Source organism: Allokutzneria multivorans (genome assembly GCF_039537405.1).
In the GTDB taxonomy this organism is placed as follows: domain Bacteria; phylum Actinomycetota; class Actinomycetes; order Mycobacteriales; family Pseudonocardiaceae; genus Allokutzneria; species Allokutzneria multivorans.
Map to the genome: position 1 here is coordinate 195,669 of NZ_BAABAL010000008.1, position 17,301 is coordinate 212,969.

Genomic DNA, 17,301 nt, shown 5'->3' on the forward strand with positions numbered 1-17,301 from the left:
ACGCGCTTGGTCGAGCAGCCGATCTACGACGCGCTCACCGCCGCCGTCCCACCGCTGCGCCGAGCCGCGCGCGTGCAGGTGCTGCGCACGATGCGCCTCGCCCTCGCCGTCCGTCTCGGCTGGGCGGTGCGCGCCGGCGTCGCCGGTCAGATCCAGTCGGGCAGCTTGGGCGCGTCCCCGGACAGGGCGCTCGCGTCGCCCCGGCCGGTCAACCACGCGAGCACGGTGATCGCGTCGCCGCGCACCGCGCCCGCCGAAGAATCGTTGGTGCCGTTCACGATCCACTCGCGCTGAGTGCCGTCGGGCAGCTCGGCGAGCAGCGTGAAGGGCGGCACGCCGTCCATCCCGTCGTAGTGCGCGACGGCGTCGTCGATCAGCTCCTCCTGCACCTCCTCGGGGAGGTCGGCCAGGTCGAAGCCGCACCGGAGATCAGCGAGGTGGATCCAGACCTCGCGCACGCGCAGCCACGGGATCTCGTGCCCGGTCAACGGCCATCCGTCACCGACGACGACCTCAGCCCGCCAGCCCGATTCGGGCAGTGCCGTGGCCGCGGCGGCGAAGCGCTCGCACGCCGCGATGAGGTCCTCCCGCAGCAGCCGCCCCGCCCGGCGCGCGCCTTCCTCGATGTCCGCGTCGCGGTCCGCGCGGCTCGCGTACATCGGGTGCTCGACGCCGGTCCTGGCCCAGGTCACCAGGTTCAGCAGCGCGTCGGCGTTGCGCGCGAGGTGCGCGATGACGTGCCCTCGGCTCCAGCCGGCGAGCGCGCTCTCGCCGCGGATTGTCCCCTCATCCAGCCCGGCGACGACGTCCAGCAGCCGCTCGGTCGCGTGCTCCAGAGCGAGGAGGCCATCGTTTGCGCGAGCGGTGGCCTCCTCAGCGCTCATCCTCGGCCGGGGGACCCTGGCCCGAACGGAACGGGTCCTCGATCCGGTCTCAGTGCCTTCCATGGCGTCCTCCCCGCGTTGGAGGTGCTCGGATGGAACCAGCAAGCCTAGGTGGGACTGCCCCGTCCGGGTACCACCCGATCGTGGATGGGCGCCCGTCCCACTGGCTGGAAGCCGGAGTATCCGAACGCGAATCCGCGTTCAATGCCGGTACCAGTCGGTATCGAGTCCGCGGAGGCACCGTGAGCAGCGAAGCAGCACCACCCCAGAACCGCAGGCGCGGGCTGGTCGCCGCTTCGATCGGCAACGGCCTGGAGTGGTTCGACTGGAACGCGTACGCGATCTTCGCCGTGTACTTCTCGACGCAGTTCTTCCCCAAGGGCAGCGACGGCGTGACCGCGACGCTGAGCACGCTCGCGGTCTTCGCGGTCGGCTTCTTCTTCCGGCCGCTGGGCGGGATGCTGCTCGCCGCGTTCACCGACCGGCACGGCCGTCGCGCCGGGCTGACCCTGTCCGTGCTGCTGATGGCGGGCGGGAGCCTGGTCATCGCGGTGTCGCCGACCTACGAACAGGTCGGAGTGCTGGCGCCGGCGCTGCTGCTGCTCGGCCGGATCGCGCAGGGGCTGTCCACCGGCGGTGAGTTCGCGGCGGCGTCGTCCTACCTCGCGGAGCTGGCTCCGCCCGGCAAGCGCGGCTTCTACTCCAGCTTCATCTACGTCAGCAACGTGCTGGGCACGCTGGCCGCGACGCTGCTCGCCACGGTGCTGGTCGCGGTGATGGGCAAGCAGGGCCTGATCGACGGCGGCTGGCGCATCCCGTTCTTCATCGGCGCGCTGCTGGGGCTCTACGGCCTGTACCTCCGCCGCACCCTGGAGGAGACCGAGGCCTATCTCTCCGGCGGTCGCGAGCGCAAGGTCACTCGGCCGACGCTGGAGGTGCTGCGCCGCTATCCCTTGGCAGCGCTCAAGGTCGTCGGTTTCACGGCGGGCGCGACCATCGCGTACTACACGTTCGCGGTATATCTGCCGACCTACGTGAAGTCCGCGCACAAGGTCGACGAGAGCGCGGCGCTGTGGGCCTCGACCGCGGCGCAGCTCATCATGATCGCCGCGTTGCCGCTGTTCGGAGCGCTGTCCGACCGGATCGGCAGGCGTCCACTGCTGATCGGCTTCGCCGCCGGGTACGTGCTCCTGGTGGTCCCGCTGTTCTCCTTGCTCAACTCATCGGCGTGGTCGCTGTTCCTGAGCATGACGTTGGGGCTGCTACTTTTCGCGCTGTACGGAGCCGTCGCGCCGACCGCGATGGCCGAGCTGTTCCCGACCGAGGTCCGCACCGCGGGCATCGGCCTTCCCTACGCGCTGACCGTCGCGCTCTTCGGCGGAACGGCGCCGCTGGTGGTCGAACAGCTGGGCGCGGTCGGTTTGGCGCACCTGTACCCGTGGTACATCGCGGTCCTGTGCTTGGTGAGCCTGGTCGTGTTCGTCCGCTCCAGGGAGACCAAGGACGTAGTCTTGGAGTCGGCAGCTGCCGGTAGTGGCTCCTGACCTGCGCGAACAGGGCGGGGAGCCGAGATTGTCAGACCCCCCGCCTAGCATGGGACCCGGCCAGTTGTGGACGCCCTTCCCGCCTTGTTGACAAGACAGGGGACGGGCCGCCCGCCGCCACCCAAAGCAAGCCTCGAAGGGACCCCCGTGGCCGACCGCCTCGTTGTTCGCGGAGCGCGCGAGCACAACCTGCGCAGTGTTGACATCGACCTGCCCAGGGACAGCCTGATCGTCTTCACCGGCCTGTCCGGGTCGGGCAAGTCCAGCCTCGCGTTCGACACGATCTTCGCCGAGGGGCAGCGCAGGTACGTCGAGTCGCTCTCCGCCTACGCGCGGCAGTTCCTCGGACAGATGGACAAGCCGGACGTCGACTTCATCGAGGGCCTCTCGCCCGCGGTCTCCATCGACCAGAAGTCGACCAGCCGCAACCCGCGCTCCACCGTCGGCACCATCACCGAGGTCTACGACTACCTGCGCCTGCTCTACGCGCGCGCCGGGAAGCCGCACTGCCCGACGTGCGGTCACCTGATCAGCAGGCAGACCCCGCAGCAGATCGTCGACCAGGTGCTGGCGATGCCCGACGGCGTCAAGTTCCAGGTGCTCGCGCCCGTGGTGCGCGGGCGCAAGGGCGAGTACGTCGACCTGTTCGAGCAGTTGCAGGGCCAGGGCTACTCCCGCGTGATGGTGGACGGGGCGGTGCACCAGCTCACCGACCCGCCCAAGCTCAAGAAGCAGGAGAAGCACGACATCTCCGTCGTGATCGACCGGCTCACCGTGAAGTCCAGCGCCAAGCAGCGGCTGACCGACTCGGTGGAGACGGCGCTTCGGCTGGCCGACGGGCTCGTGGTGCTGGACTTCGTCGACCAGCCGGAGGGCAGCGCGGAACGGCAGCGCCGGTTCTCCGAGCGGATGGCGTGCCCCAACGGCCACGCGCTCGCCGTCGACGACCTGGAGCCGCGGTCGTTCTCCTTCAACTCGCCCTACGGCGCGTGCCCGGAGTGCACCGGTATCGGCGTCCGCAAGGAGGTCGACCCGGAGCTGGTCGTTCCCGACGACGAGCTGCCGCTGGCCGAGGGCGCCATCGCGCCGTGGTCCACCGGGCAGACCGCCGAGTACTTCCAGCGGCTGCTGGAGGCGCTCGCGGAGAACATCGGCTTCCGGATGGACACGCCGTGGCGCAAGCTCTCCGCGAAGGCGCAGAAGGCCGTGCTGCACGGTGTCTCGCAGCAGGTGCACGTGAAGTACCGCAACCGCTACGGCCGCGAGCGCGCCTACTACGCCAACTACGAGGGCGTGATCCCGTTCCTGGAGCGCCGCCAGGAGCAGACCGAGTCCGACTACATGCGCGAGCGGTACGAGGGCTACATGCGGGAGATCCCGTGCCCGGCCTGCCAGGGCAGCAGGCTCAAGCCGGAGATCCTCGCGGTCACCCTGGAGCACAAGCAGCGCGGCGAGAAGTCCATCGCCGAGGTCTGCGCGCTCAGCGTCGGCGAGTGCGCGGAGTTCCTCAACGGCCTCGTGCTCGACCGGCGGCAGAAGATGATCGCCGCGGCCGTGCTCAAGGAGGTGCAGGAGCGGCTGAGCTTCCTGCTCGACGTCGGGCTCGACTACCTCTCGCTGGACCGCGCCTCCGGCACGCTCTCCGGCGGCGAGGCGCAGCGCATCCGGCTCGCCACGCAGATCGGGTCCGGCCTCGTCGGCGTGCTCTACGTGCTCGACGAGCCGTCGATCGGCCTGCACCAGCGGGACAACCACCGGCTCATCGAGACGCTGACCCGGCTGCGCAACCTCGGCAACACGCTGATCGTCGTGGAGCACGACGAGGACACCATCCAGGCGGCGGACTGGGTGGTGGACATCGGCCCCGGCGCCGGTGAGCACGGCGGCAAGGTCGTCCACAGTGGACCGTACAAGGACCTGTTGAAGAACAAGGAGTCCGTGACCGGCGCCTACCTCTCCGGGCGCAGGGAGATCCCGCTGCCGCTGGTGCGGCGCGCGGTGGACGCCAAGCGGCAGCTGACCGTCGTCGGCGCGCGCGAGCACAACCTGCGCGGGATCGACGTGTCCTTCCCGCTCGGCTGCCTGGTCGCGGTCACCGGCGTGTCCGGCTCCGGCAAGTCGACGCTGGTCAACGACATCCTGGCGACGGTGCTGGCGAACCGGCTCAACGGCGCGCGCCAGGTGCCCGGCAGGCACGTCCGGGTCAACGGCCTGGACGCGGTGGACAAGCTCGTGCAGGTCGACCAGTCGCCGATCGGCAGGACGCCGCGCTCCAACCCGGCGACCTACACCGGCGTGTTCGACAACATCCGCAAGCTCTTCGCCGCCACCACCGAGGCGAAGGTCCGCGGCTACCAGCCGGGCCGGTTCTCCTTCAACGTCAAGGGCGGGCGCTGCGAGGCGTGCGCGGGCGACGGCACCATCAAGATCGAGATGAACTTCCTGCCCGACGTGTACGTGCCGTGCGAGGTCTGCAAGGGCGCCCGGTACAACCGGGAGACCCTGGAGGTGCACTACAAGGGCAAGACCATCTCCGAGGTCCTCGACATGCCGATCGAGGAGGCCGCGGAGTTCTTCGAGCCGATCAACGCCATCCACCGCTACCTCAAGACGCTGGTGCAGGTTGGGCTCGGCTACGTGCGGCTCGGCCAGCCCGCGCCCACGCTCTCCGGCGGTGAGGCGCAGCGCGTCAAGCTCGCCAGCGAGCTGCAGAAGCGCTCCACCGGCAAGACCGTCTACATCCTGGACGAGCCCACCACCGGCCTGCACTTCGAGGACATCCGCAAGCTCCTCGGCGTGATCAACGGCCTGGTGGACAAGGGGAACACCGTGATCGTGATCGAGCACAACCTCGACGTGATCAAGACCGCGGACTGGCTCGTGGACATGGGCCCCGAGGGCGGTTCCGGCGGTGGCACGGTGATCGCCGAGGGCACTCCGGAGGACGTGGCCGGGACCAAGGGCAGCTACACCGGCAAGTTCCTCAAGCCCTTGCTGGCCGCCGCCTCCGCCGCGCCCGCCAAGGAGACCGCCGCCCAGAAGGCCACCAAGAAGGCCGACGCCGCCAAGCGCACGCGCAAGGCAACCAAGGTGGCCGCCGCCCGCTGACCCGCTCCGCACCACTGCGTTCCACGACACTCGCCGCGACGGGGTTTGCCAGTCTTCAAGACCAGCGAACCCCGGTCGCGGCGGTCGTCAACGGTGGTGAACCCTCAGCAACGCCAACGGCTCCACCGCGCGTGCGGTGGAGCCGTTGCTGATCGGTGCGGCTGGGAGAGCGCGCCGACAGCTCGGTGGTGGTGGGGCGTGGTGGGTTTGCTGTGGTTGGTGACAGTTGCGACGGGGTTCGCCGGTCTTCAAGACCGACAAACCTCCCGTGCGCATGAGGAGGGCTACTTCGTGGTGGCTTCCAGTTCGGCCAGCTGGAAGCGGTAGCACGGACCGGAGCCATCGAGGACGGGCCGCTCCTGGGTCAGACCACGGCCATCAGTGCGGCGGCCACGACGAAGCCGACCACGGACAAGATCGTCTCCTGCACGGTCCACGTCTTGAGCGTGTCCTTGGTGGAGATGCCGAAGTACCGCGACACGATCCAGAAACCGCCGTCGTTGACGTGCGAGGCGATGATCGAGCCCGCCGCGATGGCCGCGCCGATCAGCGCGAGCTGGGGCTGCGTCAGCCCGGCCTCCGCGACCTGGGGGCCGACGATGCCCGCGGTGGTCACGATCGCCACGGTCGCAGAGCCCTGGGCGATGCGCAGGCCGCAGGAGATCACGTAGGACAGCGCGATCAGCGGCAGCCCGGCCGAAGCGAGGGTCCCGGCGAGCACCTTGCCGACACCGGTCGCCGACAGCACCGCGCCGAAGAAGCCACCGGCGCCGATCACCAGCAGCAGCATGCCGACCGGGCGCAGCGCGGCGCTGGACAGCTCGCCGATGTCCTTGGCGCTCATGCCGCGCCGCGTGCCCAGCAGCCAGAACGCCAGCAGCACGGCGATGGTCAGCGCGACCGGCGGGCTGCCGAAGAAGGTGAACACCGACAGCAGGCTGCCCTTGGGAAGCAGGATGCTGCCGAACGTCGCGAGCAGGATCAGCACGAGCGGCAGGCCGATGATGAAGCTGACCAGGCCCAGCGAAGGCTCGTCGCGGCCCTTGTTCTTCTCCGCGGCGACCTTGGCCGCCTCGATGAACTCCTCGGCGACGGGGATGTCGATGCGCTTGCCGATCCACGCGGGGAACAGCACGCCGCCGACGATCCACGCGGGGATCGCGCAGGCCAGGCCCATGATGATCAGCCAGCCGAGGTCGACCTTCAGCAGCCCCGCCAGCGCGACCGGGCCGGGGTGCGGCGGCAGGAACGCGTGCATCACCGACAGGCCGCCCAGCAGCGGCAGGCAGTACAGCAGGATCGAGCGCCCGCTGCGCCGGGCCGCCACGTACACCAGCGGCGCCAGCACGAAGATGCCGATGTCGAAGAACACCGGGATGCCGAAGATCAGGCCGGACAGGCCCATCGCCAGCGGCGCGCGGTTCTCCCCGAACGCCCCGAGCAGCCTGCGGGTCAGCACCTCGGCGCCGCCGGAGGCCTCCAGGATGGAGCCGAGCAGCGTGCCGAGGCCGATGATCGCCGCGACGTGCCCGAGCACCCCGCCGAAACCGCTCTCCACCAAGGAGTTCTTGCCGCTCTGCGCCGAGCCGACGATCGCCTCGATGGACAGCCCGGCGCCGAGCGCGACCAGCAGGCCGGCGATCAGCAGCGCGATGAACGGCTCGACCTTGAACTTGATGATCATCAACAGCAGCACGGCGATGCCCACGCCGGAGAGGGTCAGCAGCCCGCCCGTCGAGTGTTGGAGCCAGTTCAGCAATCCTGTCACGCCACGACTCCAGAGGTGTGGGAGTTGCGCACTGCCCGGCCGGGCAGTGCCGAGGTCCTGGCGCCGTCGTCGACCACCGCGACCCCGTTGACGAAGACGTACGGAATACCAGTCGGACGGCTGCGCGGCTGGTCGAACGTGGCCGTGTCGGCCACCTTTTCCGGGTCGAAGAGCACGAGGTCGGCCCGGTAGCCCTCGCGCACGAGCCCCCGGTCCGGTAGCCGCAGCCGCCGCGCCGCGTTCCCGGTCATGTGCGCGACGCACTCGGCCAGGCTCAGCACGCCGAGTTCCCGCACGTAGCGGGCGAGGTAGCGTGGGAAGGTTCCCCACGCGCGAGGATGCGGGCGCTCGCCGACGAGCAGGCCGTCGCTGCCCACGGTGTGCGCGGGGTGGCGCATGATCGCGCGCACGTTCTCCTCGTGGCCGACGTGCATCAGGCACGAGGTGCCCAGCCGCTCGGAGATCAGCGTGTCGAAGTACAGCTCGCTCGGCGCGCGCCCGGCCGCCGCCGCGGACTCCGCGACGCTGTGGCCGACCAGGTGCGAGTTCTCCGCGCGCCGCGTCCCGTTGATCTCGATCGTCGTCCAGTCCACGGGCACGCCGTGGCAGCCGTCGGAGCCGGTCTCCTCCAGCTCCACCCTGATCCGCTCGCGAGTGTCCACATCGGACAGCCGGGCGAGCGCGGCGTCCTGGCCGCCCTCGGAGACCCAGCTCGGCAGCAGCGCGGACAGGTAGGTGGCGCCGGGGAGATAGGGGTAGGTGTCGAGGCTGATGTCACAGCCCTCGGCGATCGCCTCGTCCACAATGGACAGCAGCTCGCCCGCCCTTCCCTTGTTCACCGGGAAGTTCATCGTCGCGTGCGCCAGGTGCAGCGGGCACCCGGAACCGCGCGAGACCTCGACCATCTCCGCGTAGGCCTCCACCGCGCCCGCGCCGTAGCTGCGGTGGTGCGGGCTGTAGTAGCCGCCGTGCGCGGCCACCACGCGGCACAGCTCGACCAGCTCGGCGGTGTCCGCGTACATGCCGGGCGTGTAGGTCAGCCCCGACGACATCCCGACCGCGCCCTCGCGCAGTGAACGAGCGACCAGTTCTTTCATGGCGTCCACTTCGGACGGTGTCGGCGGACGATCCTCCCAGCCAACGCACATCATCCGCACAGTTCCTTGCGGTACCAAGTACGCCGCGTTGACCGCGATGCCCTTGTCGAGCCGGTCGAGGTACTCCGCGACACTGCGCCAGTCCCAGGTGAAACCCGCCGGGTCGTCGTTCCACCCCGCGAGCTGCTGGCGGAGCTGGGCCAGCACCGCGTCGTCGGCGGGCGCGTAGGACAGCCCGTCCTGGCCGAGCACTTCGAGCGTGACGCCCTGGCACACCTTCGCCTCGTGCGAGGGCTCGGCGAGCAGCTGGAGGTCGGAGTGCGAGTGCATGTCGATGAAACCCGGTGCCAGCACCAAGCCGTCCGCGTCGATCACCCGCGAACCGATCAGCCGCTCGTGGCGCGCGACCTCCACGACGCGCCCCCGGTCCACCGCCACGTCGGCGCGGAAGAGGTCCGCGCCGGTGCCGTCCGCGACCTGCGCGCCACGGAAGACCAGCATCAGAACCACGTCCTGACGTAGTCGACGACCGTGCTGCCCTCGACGACCGGGATCAACTGCCACTTGTCGAAGACCGTGCACGGGTGCGAGAGCCCGAGTGAAACCCAGTCCCCGACGGCCACCTGGTCGTCCTCGGCCAGGCGGAGGAAGGCGTGCTGGTCGTTGAGCGCGCTGATCGTGCACCCAGCCAAAGTGGACACCTCGGACCCGGAGCGCACGAGCTGCGGCTCGGGAAGCCCTTCGTCGAAGGACACGTCGCGCTTCCCGACGGTCAGCAGTGCCAATCGGGACTCGGGATGCGAGCTGACCTGCGCCCATGCGTGCAGTGCCGAGTGGAACTTGGTACCGCCGCCGAGCCGGTGCTCGCGCGCGAACGGCGAGATCCCCCGGTAGAAACCGTCGTCGTGCGTCAGGTACGCGCCGCTGCGCAGCACGGGCACCACGTCGAGGCCGTCCGGCCACGGCTCGGTGATCGCGGCGGCGACCTGGTCGAAGTACGCGCTGCCACCAGCCGTCACGATCGCCGGGCCGGTGAAGTGCTTGGCGAGCCGGATCGTCAGCTCGCGCAGGTTCGCCAAGTACGTGTCCACAGTGGACTGCTTCGTGGCCAAGTCCCCGTGCGCCACAGCGGCCTCGTAGCCGCCTGTTCCCGCGAGGCGCAGCACCGGGCTGGCGGCGATCGCCTCGCCGACCGCGACGGCGGTGTCCAGGTCGCGCGCGCCGGTGCGGCCGTTCTCCCCGCCCAGCTCCACGAGCACGTCCACCGGCCGCGAACCGCCTGCCGCCGTCAGCGTCTCGGTCATCAGCTCCACGCCGCGCACGGAGTCGGCCCAGCACACGAACTCGAACGCCGGATCGCGGTCCAGCTCGGCGGAGAGCCACCGCAGCGCCGCCGGATCGACGAGCTGGTTGGCGAACACGACGCGCTGCACGCCGAAGGCTCGGTAGACCCGCAGCTGGCTGGCGTTGGCGGCGGTGATGCCCCACGCGCCCGCGTCCAGCTGGTCGGCGAAGAGCTTGGGGGCCATGGTGGTCTTGCCGTGCGGGGCGAGCCGGAGCCCGTGCCCGGCGCACCACTCGGCCATGGTGTCGAGGTTGTGCCGCATCGCGTGCGCGTCCAGCACCACGACCGGCCCGAAGAAACCGTCCTCGAAGAGGTCCAGCCGCCGCTCGGCCGCCTCCGCGATGGTCAGCCCGCGCAGTGCCTCGGGCAGGCCCTTGAAGCGCCAGTCGATGCGTTCGGCTCGGCTCGCTTCGATCGCCGCACGGTCGAGGGACATCGGACACCGCTCCTTCGTTGCGTACAGTGCAACAACTATTGCGCTATGTGCTGCGAGGGTGTGTAGCATTCGCCGGGCTGGACGGTCAACACATGCGAGATCAACACGGGGGCGGCACGGTGAAGAGGTCGGGCGACGTGGTCTGCGTCGGCGAGTCGATGGCCGTGTTCGTGCCCGCCACCGCGCCCAGGAGCTGGACCGAGGGAGTCGGCGGCGCGGAGTCCAACGTCGCGTGCCACCTCGCCGGACACGGATTTCGCAGCCGCTGGGTGAGTGCGCTCGGCGACGACTCCTTCGGCCGCGCGGTGCTCAGCCGGGTGCGCGCTTCGGGTGTCGACACCGCGGACGTGCACGTCGACCCCACTCGGCCGACCGGCCTGTACTTCAAACAGCCCGGCGCCGTCACCTACTACCGGCACGGGTCGGCCGCGTCCGCGCTCGGCCCGGAGCTGCTCGACCGGATCTCCTTGGCGCACACGCGTTTGGTGCACATCAGCGGTATCACCGCCGCGCTCTCGCCGAGCTGCCTGGAGCTGCTGCGCGCCGTGCTGCGCGACCGCCGGGGGGACTACCTGGTGTCCTTCGACGTGAACTGGCGGCCCGCACTGTGGGAACGCGGCGGCGGGCCGGAGCTGCTGCGCGAGCTGGCCGACTCCGCCGACATCGTGCTGGTCGGCTCCGACGAGGCCGACTCGCTGTGGGGGACCGATGACCCCGTTCGGGTTCGCTCGCTGTTACCCCGGCCGAAAACCCTTGTGGTGAAACAAGGAGCCGACGGCGCGACGCTTCTCGAAGACGGTCAGCGGGTGTTCGAGCCCGCGCTCTCCGTCGACGTCGTCGAGCCCGTCGGCGCCGGAGACGCCTTCGCGGCCGGATTCTTGGCGTCCACTTTGGACGGGCACGGCGCTGGGAGACGGCTGCGCGCGGGGCACCTGAGCGCAGCGGGGACACTGCTCACGCACGAGGACGTCGGCGAGGCACTGCCCGCCGAGCTGGTGTCGGCGCTTCTGGAGGCCGACGAACCCGCGTGGCGCGGAGCTCGCGTCAGCACCGAAGGGGTGAGGCTGGGATGAGTCAGAGCCTGGACCGCGCGCTGGTGATCCTGCGCGAACTGGGGGAGGGGCCGCGCACTCTCGACGACCTCGCCACCACGCTCGACGTGCACAAGTCCACCGTGCTGCGGCTGCTGCGCACGCTGGAGAAGCACCGTTTCGTCCAGCGCGAGGGCGCGCGCCACCACCGGCTCGGCACGGCGCTGTTCGACCTGTCCTTCCGCGCGCTGGAGGAACGCGACGTGCGCCGCGCCGTCGAGCCGCACCTGCGCGAGCTCAACGCGCGCACCGGCCACACCGTGCACCTCGCCAGCTACGAGGCGGGCGAAGTGATCTACATCGACAAGTACGACAGCAGGCACCAGGTGCGGATGTACTCGCGCATCGGCAAGCAGGCCGCGCTGCACTGCACCGCTGTCGGCAAGATCCTCGTCGGCGCGCTGCCCGAGCACGAGCGCCGCGCCGTCGCCCGCTCCATCCCGTACCCCAGGCTCACCGCGAACACCATCGCCGACGCCGACGCTTACCTGGCCGAGCTGGAGCAGGTCCGGCAGTGCGGCTACGCCGTCGACCGCCGCGAGCACGAGGACTTCATCCACTGCATCGGCGCCCCCGTGCGCGGGCCGCGCGGAGAGGTGCTGGCGGCGATGTCGCTGTCGGTGCCCGAGATGCTGCTCGACTTCGAGGGCCTGCTCGGCCTGCTCCCCGAGCTGCTGACCGCGGCGCGCGCCGCGTCGGCGGACTGCGGGTGGCGGCCGGAGGACTCTCCGGAGAATCCCGAACGGGGAAGGACCCCGAGATGAGGAAGGACTCTGAGATGAGCAAGCAGGAGATCCGCACCGCCGAGGCCCCCACCCCGGTGGCGAAGTTCTCCCAGGGGGTGCGCAAGGGCAACATCCTCCAGGTCGCCGGCCAGGTGGCGTTCGACCCCAAGACCGGCGAGGTCGTCGGCACCACCGTCGCCGAGCAGACCCGGCAGACCCTGAAGAACGTCCAGGCCGTGCTGGCCGAGGCGGGCGCTTCCCTCGACGACGCCGTGATGATCCGCGTCTACCTCACCGACGTGGCCCACTTCGCCGAGATGAACGAGGCCTACGGCGAGTTCATGACCACCGAGCCCTTCGCCGCGCGCACCACCGTCTACGTCGGCCTGCCCGCCGGCCTGCTCATCGAGATCGACGCCCTGGCCGTCCTCTCCTAACCCCTCTCGCACAACCTCCCCTCGCGCGAACGCCCCGTTTGGTGCGCTGAAGGCACTGAACGGGTCGTTTGGTGCGTTGGGAGCCCTGAACGGGTCGTTTAGTGCGTTCAAGTACCTAAACGGGTCGTTCAGGGCTTCGGGGTGGCCGACGGAGTGCGGCGAATAGTTGATGTTGAGGGGGCCGGGTGGAGTAGCGCCGCTACGGTGGCGGGCGTGAAGCTCTACGCGGATCAGGCGGGGCGGCGTGCCGGGCAACTGCTGGCCGATCTCGCCGCGGTCGCCGTCATGGTGTTCGCCGTCATCGGCGCGAGCAGGCTCTACGAGAACGTGCTCAAGCTGCGCATGCCCGGCGACAAGCTGGCCGAGTCCGGATCGGTGCTGCGCGGCGTCTTCCTGGGAGCCGCCGAGTGGGCCAAGCGCATCCCGCTGGTCGGGGAGTCGCTGGCCCAGGCGTTCGCACCGGGCGTCGACGCGGGCGACCAGCTCGTCGCGGCGGGCGGCAGGCAGATCGACGCCGTTGAGCAGACCGGGTTCTGGCTCGCGCTCGTCGTGGTGCTGCTGCCGCTCGTGCTGCTGCTGGCGACGTGGCTGCCGTGGCGGGTGCGGTTCGTCCGCGAGGCCACGGCGGCGGTGAAGCTGCTGCGCCTGGGCGACGCCCGCGAGCTGCTGGCCGCGCGCGCGATCGCGAACCTCCCGCTCAAGCGGCTGACCAACGCCGACGCGGTGGCGTGGCGACGGGGCGAGCTGGACGCGCTGGCCGAGCGGGAGCTGGTCCGGCTCGGCCTGCGCACCAGCAGGGCACGTCAGTAGACGGGACCGGTGTACTTCTCGCCGGGGCCCTTGCCGGGCTCGTCGGGCACGGCGGAGGCCTCGCGGAAGGCGCGCTGCAACGACTGGAGCCCGTCCTTGAGCGGTGCGGCGTGCGGGCCGAGGTACTCACCGGATGCGGTGATCAGGCCCGCGAGACCGCTGATCAGCCTGCGCGCCTCGTCCAGGTCGACGCGCGGGTCGGTGCCGTCCCCGGACAGGCCCAGCTTCTCGGCGGCGGCCGACATCAGCAGCACCGCGGATCGGCTGATGACCTCGATCGCCGGGACGTCGGCGAGATCACGTACCTGCTGGTCGGGCTCGGTTTCCTGCTCCTGATTCACGCCTGGTACCCTTCCACGAGCGACCAGCCCCCGCGTACGTGGGGGCGGCAAGTGGAGCCCCGCTCCCACCCGAGTCATCGCCAGCCGTGCGACACAGTCTCACGACAACAGATGTCCGGGTCCGGTCCCACCCCCACCGCCACGCGGTGCGAGGGTGGTGTGCGCCCGCCGTGGCGTGATCGGTAGGAACAGTGGGCCCCGCGCGCGCGTTTGCGTGACGGGGCCGAACTCGTTCCTGGGTTCGGCGCTTCCTGCGCCCCCGAGCACGGGGACACCACGAACCTAGGAGGCCACATCAGTTCCGAGACTCGCATCAACGACCGCATCCGGGTTCCCGAGGTCCGGCTTGTCGGACCGGCGGGCGAGCAGGTCGGCATCGTCCGGATCGAGGACGCGCTGCGACTTGCCGAGGAGGCGGATCTCGACCTCGTTGAGGTCGCCCCGCAGGCGCGCCCGCCTGTCTGCAAGCTCATGGACTACGGCAAGTTCAAGTACGAGAGCGCGCAGAAGGCCCGCGAGTCCCGCAGGAACCAGCAGCTCACGGTCATCAAGGAGCAGAAGCTCCGCCCGAAGATCGACTCGCACGACTACGAGACCAAGAAGCGCAACGTGGTGCGCTTCCTCGAACACGGTCACAAGGTCAAGGTCACGATCATGTTCCGTGGCCGCGAGCAGTCCCGACCCGAGCTGGGTTACCGGTTGTTGCAGCGCCTTGCGGAGGACGTCGTCGACCTCGGGGTCGTGGAGTCCAACCCGAAGCAGGACGGCCGCAACATGATCATGGTGCTGGCCCCGCACAAGCACATCAAGCCCCGCCCCCGTGGGCCGCTGCCCGCGGACGACTCCGGTGAGTCGGGCGACGTGGCGGGCGACGACACGCAGCAGGCCTGAGCACCACGGCCACCCCACGGGTGGCTCGACCGCACAAGACTGAGGACACCATGCCGAAGAACAAGCCGCACAGCGGTACGAAGAAGCGCATCAAGGTCACCGGCACCGGCAAGCTTCGCCGCGAGCAGACCGGCCGCAGGCACATCCTGGAGAAGAAGCCGAGCACGCTGACCCGCCGCCTCGAGGGCACCGAGGTCGTCGCCAAGGCCGACGTGCCGCGCGTCAAGCGCCTCCTCGGCCGCTGAGCGCTCCTTCCGCATCCCAAGCACATTCCGGGTGACCTCGGTCGCCCGCTAGAACGACAGGACTGATCAGTGGCACGCGTCAAGCGGGCAGTCAACGCCCAGAAGAAGCGCCGGACGATCCTGGAGCGCGCCAGCGGTTACCGCGGCCAGCGCTCCCGGCTGTACCGCAAGGCGAAGGAGCAGATGCTCCACTCGCTCGGGTACGCCTACCGGGACCGCCGTGCCCGCAAGGGTGACTTCCGCAAGCTGTGGATCACCCGCATCAACGCGGCCGTGCGCGAGAACGGGATGACCTACAACCGGTTCATCCAGGGCCTGCGCCTCGCCGAGATCGAGGTCGACCGCAAGATCCTCGCCGAGCTGGCCGTCTCCGACCCCGCCGCGTTCACCGCGCTGGTCGAGGCCGCTCGCGCCGCGCTGCCCGCGGACGTCAACGAGGCCTCGGCCTGAGCACCCGGCACGACTCCGCGCGACCCGCGGTGTGCACTGAGCGCACCCCGCGGGTCGCGGCGGCTCGGCAGCTGGTCCGCCGCACCGGGCGCACCCGGGCCGGGCGCTTCCTCGTCGAGGGCGCCCAGGCCGTGCGCGAGGCGCTGCGGTTCTCCAGCGGGGTGCACGAGCTGTTCTTCACCGCGCTCGCGGCCGAGCGCAACCCCGAGCTGCTCGACGCGGCCCGCGAGGCCGGTGTCCCGCTGAGCGAGATCACCGAGCGCGCCGCCGCCGGGCTCTCCGAAACCGTGACGCCGCAAGGCATCGTGGCCGTCTGCGATCTCGTCGACGTCTCGCTGGAGCGCGCGCTCGCCGGCTCGCCGAAGCTCGTCGCCGTGCTCGTCGGGGTCGCCGACCCCGGTAACGCGGGCACCGTCAGCCGGGTCGCCGACGCCGCGGGCGCCGACGCCGTGATCTTCGCCGGGGACACCGTCGACCCGCACAACGGCAAGTGCGTGCGCGCCAGCACCGGCAGCCTGTTCCACCTGCCGATCGCGCGCGAGCGCGACCTGACCGCGGTGCTCGACGCGTGCCGCGCCGCCGGGCTGCGCCTGGTCGCCGCCGACGGCAACGCCGCAGACGACCTGGAGACCGCGGCCACGCTCGGCGAGCCCACCGCGTGGCTCTTCGGCAGCGAGGCACACGGCGTGCCGGGCGAGGCCCTCGCCGCCGCGGACGAGTCGCTGCGCGTGCCCATCCACGGCGCGGCCGAGAGCCTCAACCTGGCCACCGCCGCCGCCGTCTGCCTCTACGCGAGCGCCCGCGCCCACCGCACTCCCTGAATGACTCATTCAGGTACTTGAGCGCCCTCAATGACCCTTTCAGGTACTTGAGGACGCTGAATGAGTCATTGAGGGATTTGAGGTACACCAATGAGTCATTCAGGGCTTCAACGCCGGGGGTTGTGCGGCTGCGTGTGAGGGCCGAGTCAGGGTCGCCTAGGATCGGCCTGTTGCCCGTCGTGACGGGTAGCAGCACGTCAACTGGCCGCGCGGACCCATCAGGAGCGTCCTTCACCCATGTCCGGAGCCAACGACCCCTACGATCCCAAGGAAGTCGCCGCGCTGTCGCAGGCGACCCTGACCGCCGCCGTCGAGCAGGCCGCGAAGGACTTCGCCGCCGCCGCCGACCTGGACGCGCTGGCCGCTGCCAAGCCCGCGCACCTCGGTGACCGGTCGCCGCTGATGACCGCGCGCCGCGAGATCGGCGCACTGCCGCCCCAGGCGCGCTCGGAGGCGGGCAAGCGGGTCAACGAGACCAGGGTCGCGGTGCAGGCCGCCTACGACGAGCGGCTGGCCGCGCTGCGGGCCGAGCGGGACGAGCGCGTGCTCCGCGAGGAGGCCGTGGACGTCACCCTGCCGTGGGACCGGGTCCAGCCCGGCGCGCGGCACCCGGTCAGCACGCTGTCGGAGTACGTGGCCGACGTGTTCGTCGCGATGGGCTACGAGGTCGCCGACGGGCCCGAGGTCGAGGCCGAGTGGCTGAACTTCGACGCGCTGAACTTCGTCAAGGACCACCCGGCACGCACCATGCAGGACACCTTCCACGTGGCGCCCGCCGACTCCGGGCTGGTGCTGCGCACGCACACCTCGCCGGTGCAGATCCGCGCGCTGCTCACCCGCGAGCTGCCCGTCTACGTCGTGGCGCCGGGGCGGACCTACCGCTCCGACGAGCCCGACGCGACGCACCTCCCGGCCTTCAACCAGATCGAGGGCCTCGCGGTGGACAAGGGCATCACCATGGCCCACCTCAAGGGCACCCTGGACGCCTTCGCCCGCGCGATGTTCGGCGAGAACTCGCGCACCCGGCTGCGCCCGGCCTTCTTCCCCTTCGTCGAGCCCGGCGCCGAGGTCGACGTCTGGTTCCCGGAGAAGAAGGGCGGAGCGGGCTGGGTGGAGTGGGGCGGCTGCGGCATGGTCCACCCCAACGTGCTGCGGGCCAGCGGGGTCGACCCCGAGGTCTACTCCGGCTTCGCCTTCGGCATGGGCGTCGACCGGACCCTGCAGTTCCGCAACGGAATCTCCGACATGCGCTACATGGTCGAGGGTGACGTCCGGTTCACCCTGCCCTTCGGAACGGAGGCGTAAAGC

16 protein-coding genes are annotated in these 17,301 nt (G+C 70.4%); 11 read left to right on the forward strand and 5 right to left on the reverse strand.

Translation table 11 applies throughout. The features are described from left to right. Positions 1-146 precede the first annotated feature (146 nt). A complete protein-coding gene (locus ABD798_RS14300) occupies positions 147-947 on the reverse strand; it encodes a maleylpyruvate isomerase family mycothiol-dependent enzyme (protein WP_344874762.1) in 801 nt (266 codons plus the stop codon). A 179-nt stretch (positions 948-1,126) separates the two neighbouring features. On the opposite strand from ABD798_RS14300, the gene ABD798_RS14305 reads away from it, so the two are divergent. Then, positions 1,127-2,428 carry an MFS transporter gene (locus ABD798_RS14305; protein ID WP_344874764.1) on the forward strand — a complete coding sequence of 434 codons (1,302 nt, stop codon included), beginning with the start codon at positions 1,127-1,129 and terminating at the stop codon, positions 2,426-2,428. 147 nt (positions 2,429-2,575) lie between these two features. Next, positions 2,576-5,536: an excinuclease ABC subunit UvrA gene (gene uvrA / locus ABD798_RS14310; protein WP_344874766.1), complete on the forward strand. Its 2,961-nt coding sequence runs from the start codon at positions 2,576-2,578 to the stop codon at positions 5,534-5,536. Between the two features lie 364 nt (positions 5,537-5,900). Here uvrA and ABD798_RS14315 read toward each other — a convergent pair whose 3' ends face one another. From ABD798_RS14315 to ABD798_RS14325, 3 genes are read right to left on the reverse strand one after another with little or no spacing between them, the layout of a single operon-like run. Next, on the reverse strand, positions 5,901-7,295 hold the full coding sequence (locus ABD798_RS14315) for a GntP family permease (RefSeq protein WP_344874985.1): 1,395 nt from the start codon (positions 7,293-7,295) through the stop codon (positions 5,901-5,903). Positions 7,296-7,300: 5 nt separating this feature from the next. Next, positions 7,301-8,905, reverse strand: a complete 1,605-nt coding sequence (locus ABD798_RS14320) for an N-acyl-D-amino-acid deacylase family protein (RefSeq protein ID WP_344874987.1) — start codon at positions 8,903-8,905, stop codon at positions 7,301-7,303. Further along, the gene (locus tag ABD798_RS14325) at positions 8,902-10,182 is read right to left on the reverse strand and encodes an amino acid deaminase (RefSeq protein WP_344874768.1); all 1,281 of its coding nucleotides are present in this window, start codon (positions 10,180-10,182) and stop codon (positions 8,902-8,904) included. Before ABD798_RS14325 ends, ABD798_RS14320 begins: the two co-directional genes overlap by 4 nt. 92 nt (positions 10,183-10,274) lie before the next feature. On the opposite strand from ABD798_RS14325, the gene ABD798_RS14330 reads away from it, so the two are divergent. The 4 genes from ABD798_RS14330 (at position 10,275) to ABD798_RS14345 (ending at position 13,245) form a co-directional block, all read left to right on the forward strand. Further along, positions 10,275-11,255, forward strand: a complete 981-nt coding sequence (locus tag ABD798_RS14330) for a sugar kinase (protein WP_344874770.1) — start codon at positions 10,275-10,277, stop codon at positions 11,253-11,255. Next, complete coding sequence (locus ABD798_RS14335) at positions 11,252-12,037, forward strand: IclR family transcriptional regulator (protein WP_344874772.1); 786 nt, start codon at positions 11,252-11,254, stop codon at positions 12,035-12,037. The genes ABD798_RS14330 and ABD798_RS14335 overlap by 4 nt, the downstream gene beginning before the upstream one ends. A gap of 14 nt (positions 12,038-12,051) precedes the next feature. Next, the gene (locus ABD798_RS14340) at positions 12,052-12,435 is read left to right on the forward strand and encodes a RidA family protein (protein ID WP_344874989.1); all 384 of its coding nucleotides are present in this window, start codon (positions 12,052-12,054) and stop codon (positions 12,433-12,435) included. Positions 12,436-12,648: 213 nt separating this feature from the next. Beyond that, the gene (locus ABD798_RS14345) at positions 12,649-13,245 is read left to right on the forward strand and encodes a hypothetical protein (protein ID WP_344874774.1); all 597 of its coding nucleotides are present in this window, start codon (positions 12,649-12,651) and stop codon (positions 13,243-13,245) included. Here ABD798_RS14345 and ABD798_RS14350 read toward each other — a convergent pair. After that, positions 13,239-13,586 carry a DUF1844 domain-containing protein gene (locus ABD798_RS14350; protein ID WP_344874776.1) on the reverse strand — a complete coding sequence of 116 codons (348 nt, stop codon included), beginning with the start codon at positions 13,584-13,586 and terminating at the stop codon, positions 13,239-13,241. The two genes, ABD798_RS14345 and ABD798_RS14350, sit on opposite strands and share 7 nt — an antisense overlap. A gap of 294 nt (positions 13,587-13,880) precedes the next feature. Between ABD798_RS14350 and infC the strand changes: the two genes are divergently transcribed. From infC to pheS, 5 genes are all read left to right on the forward strand, one after another. Continuing rightward, a complete protein-coding gene (gene infC / locus ABD798_RS14355; protein WP_344874991.1) occupies positions 13,881-14,477 on the forward strand; it encodes a translation initiation factor IF-3 in 597 nt (198 codons plus the stop codon). 50 nt (positions 14,478-14,527) lie between these two features. Next, positions 14,528-14,722, forward strand: coding sequence for a 50S ribosomal protein L35 (gene rpmI / locus ABD798_RS14360; protein WP_344874778.1), 195 nt, complete (start codon positions 14,528-14,530; stop codon positions 14,720-14,722). Between the two features lie 69 nt (positions 14,723-14,791). Continuing rightward, the gene (gene rplT / locus ABD798_RS14365) at positions 14,792-15,172 is read left to right on the forward strand and encodes a 50S ribosomal protein L20 (protein ID WP_344874780.1); all 381 of its coding nucleotides are present in this window, start codon (positions 14,792-14,794) and stop codon (positions 15,170-15,172) included. A gap of 29 nt (positions 15,173-15,201) precedes the next feature. After that, entirely contained in the window at positions 15,202-15,993 is a 792-nt protein-coding gene (locus tag ABD798_RS14370) for a TrmH family RNA methyltransferase (protein ID WP_344874782.1), read from the forward strand. Positions 15,994-16,230: 237 nt separating this feature from the next. Continuing rightward, entirely contained in the window at positions 16,231-17,298 is a 1,068-nt protein-coding gene (gene pheS, locus ABD798_RS14375) for a phenylalanine--tRNA ligase subunit alpha (protein ID WP_344874784.1), read from the forward strand. Positions 17,299-17,301: the final 3 nt, after the last annotated feature.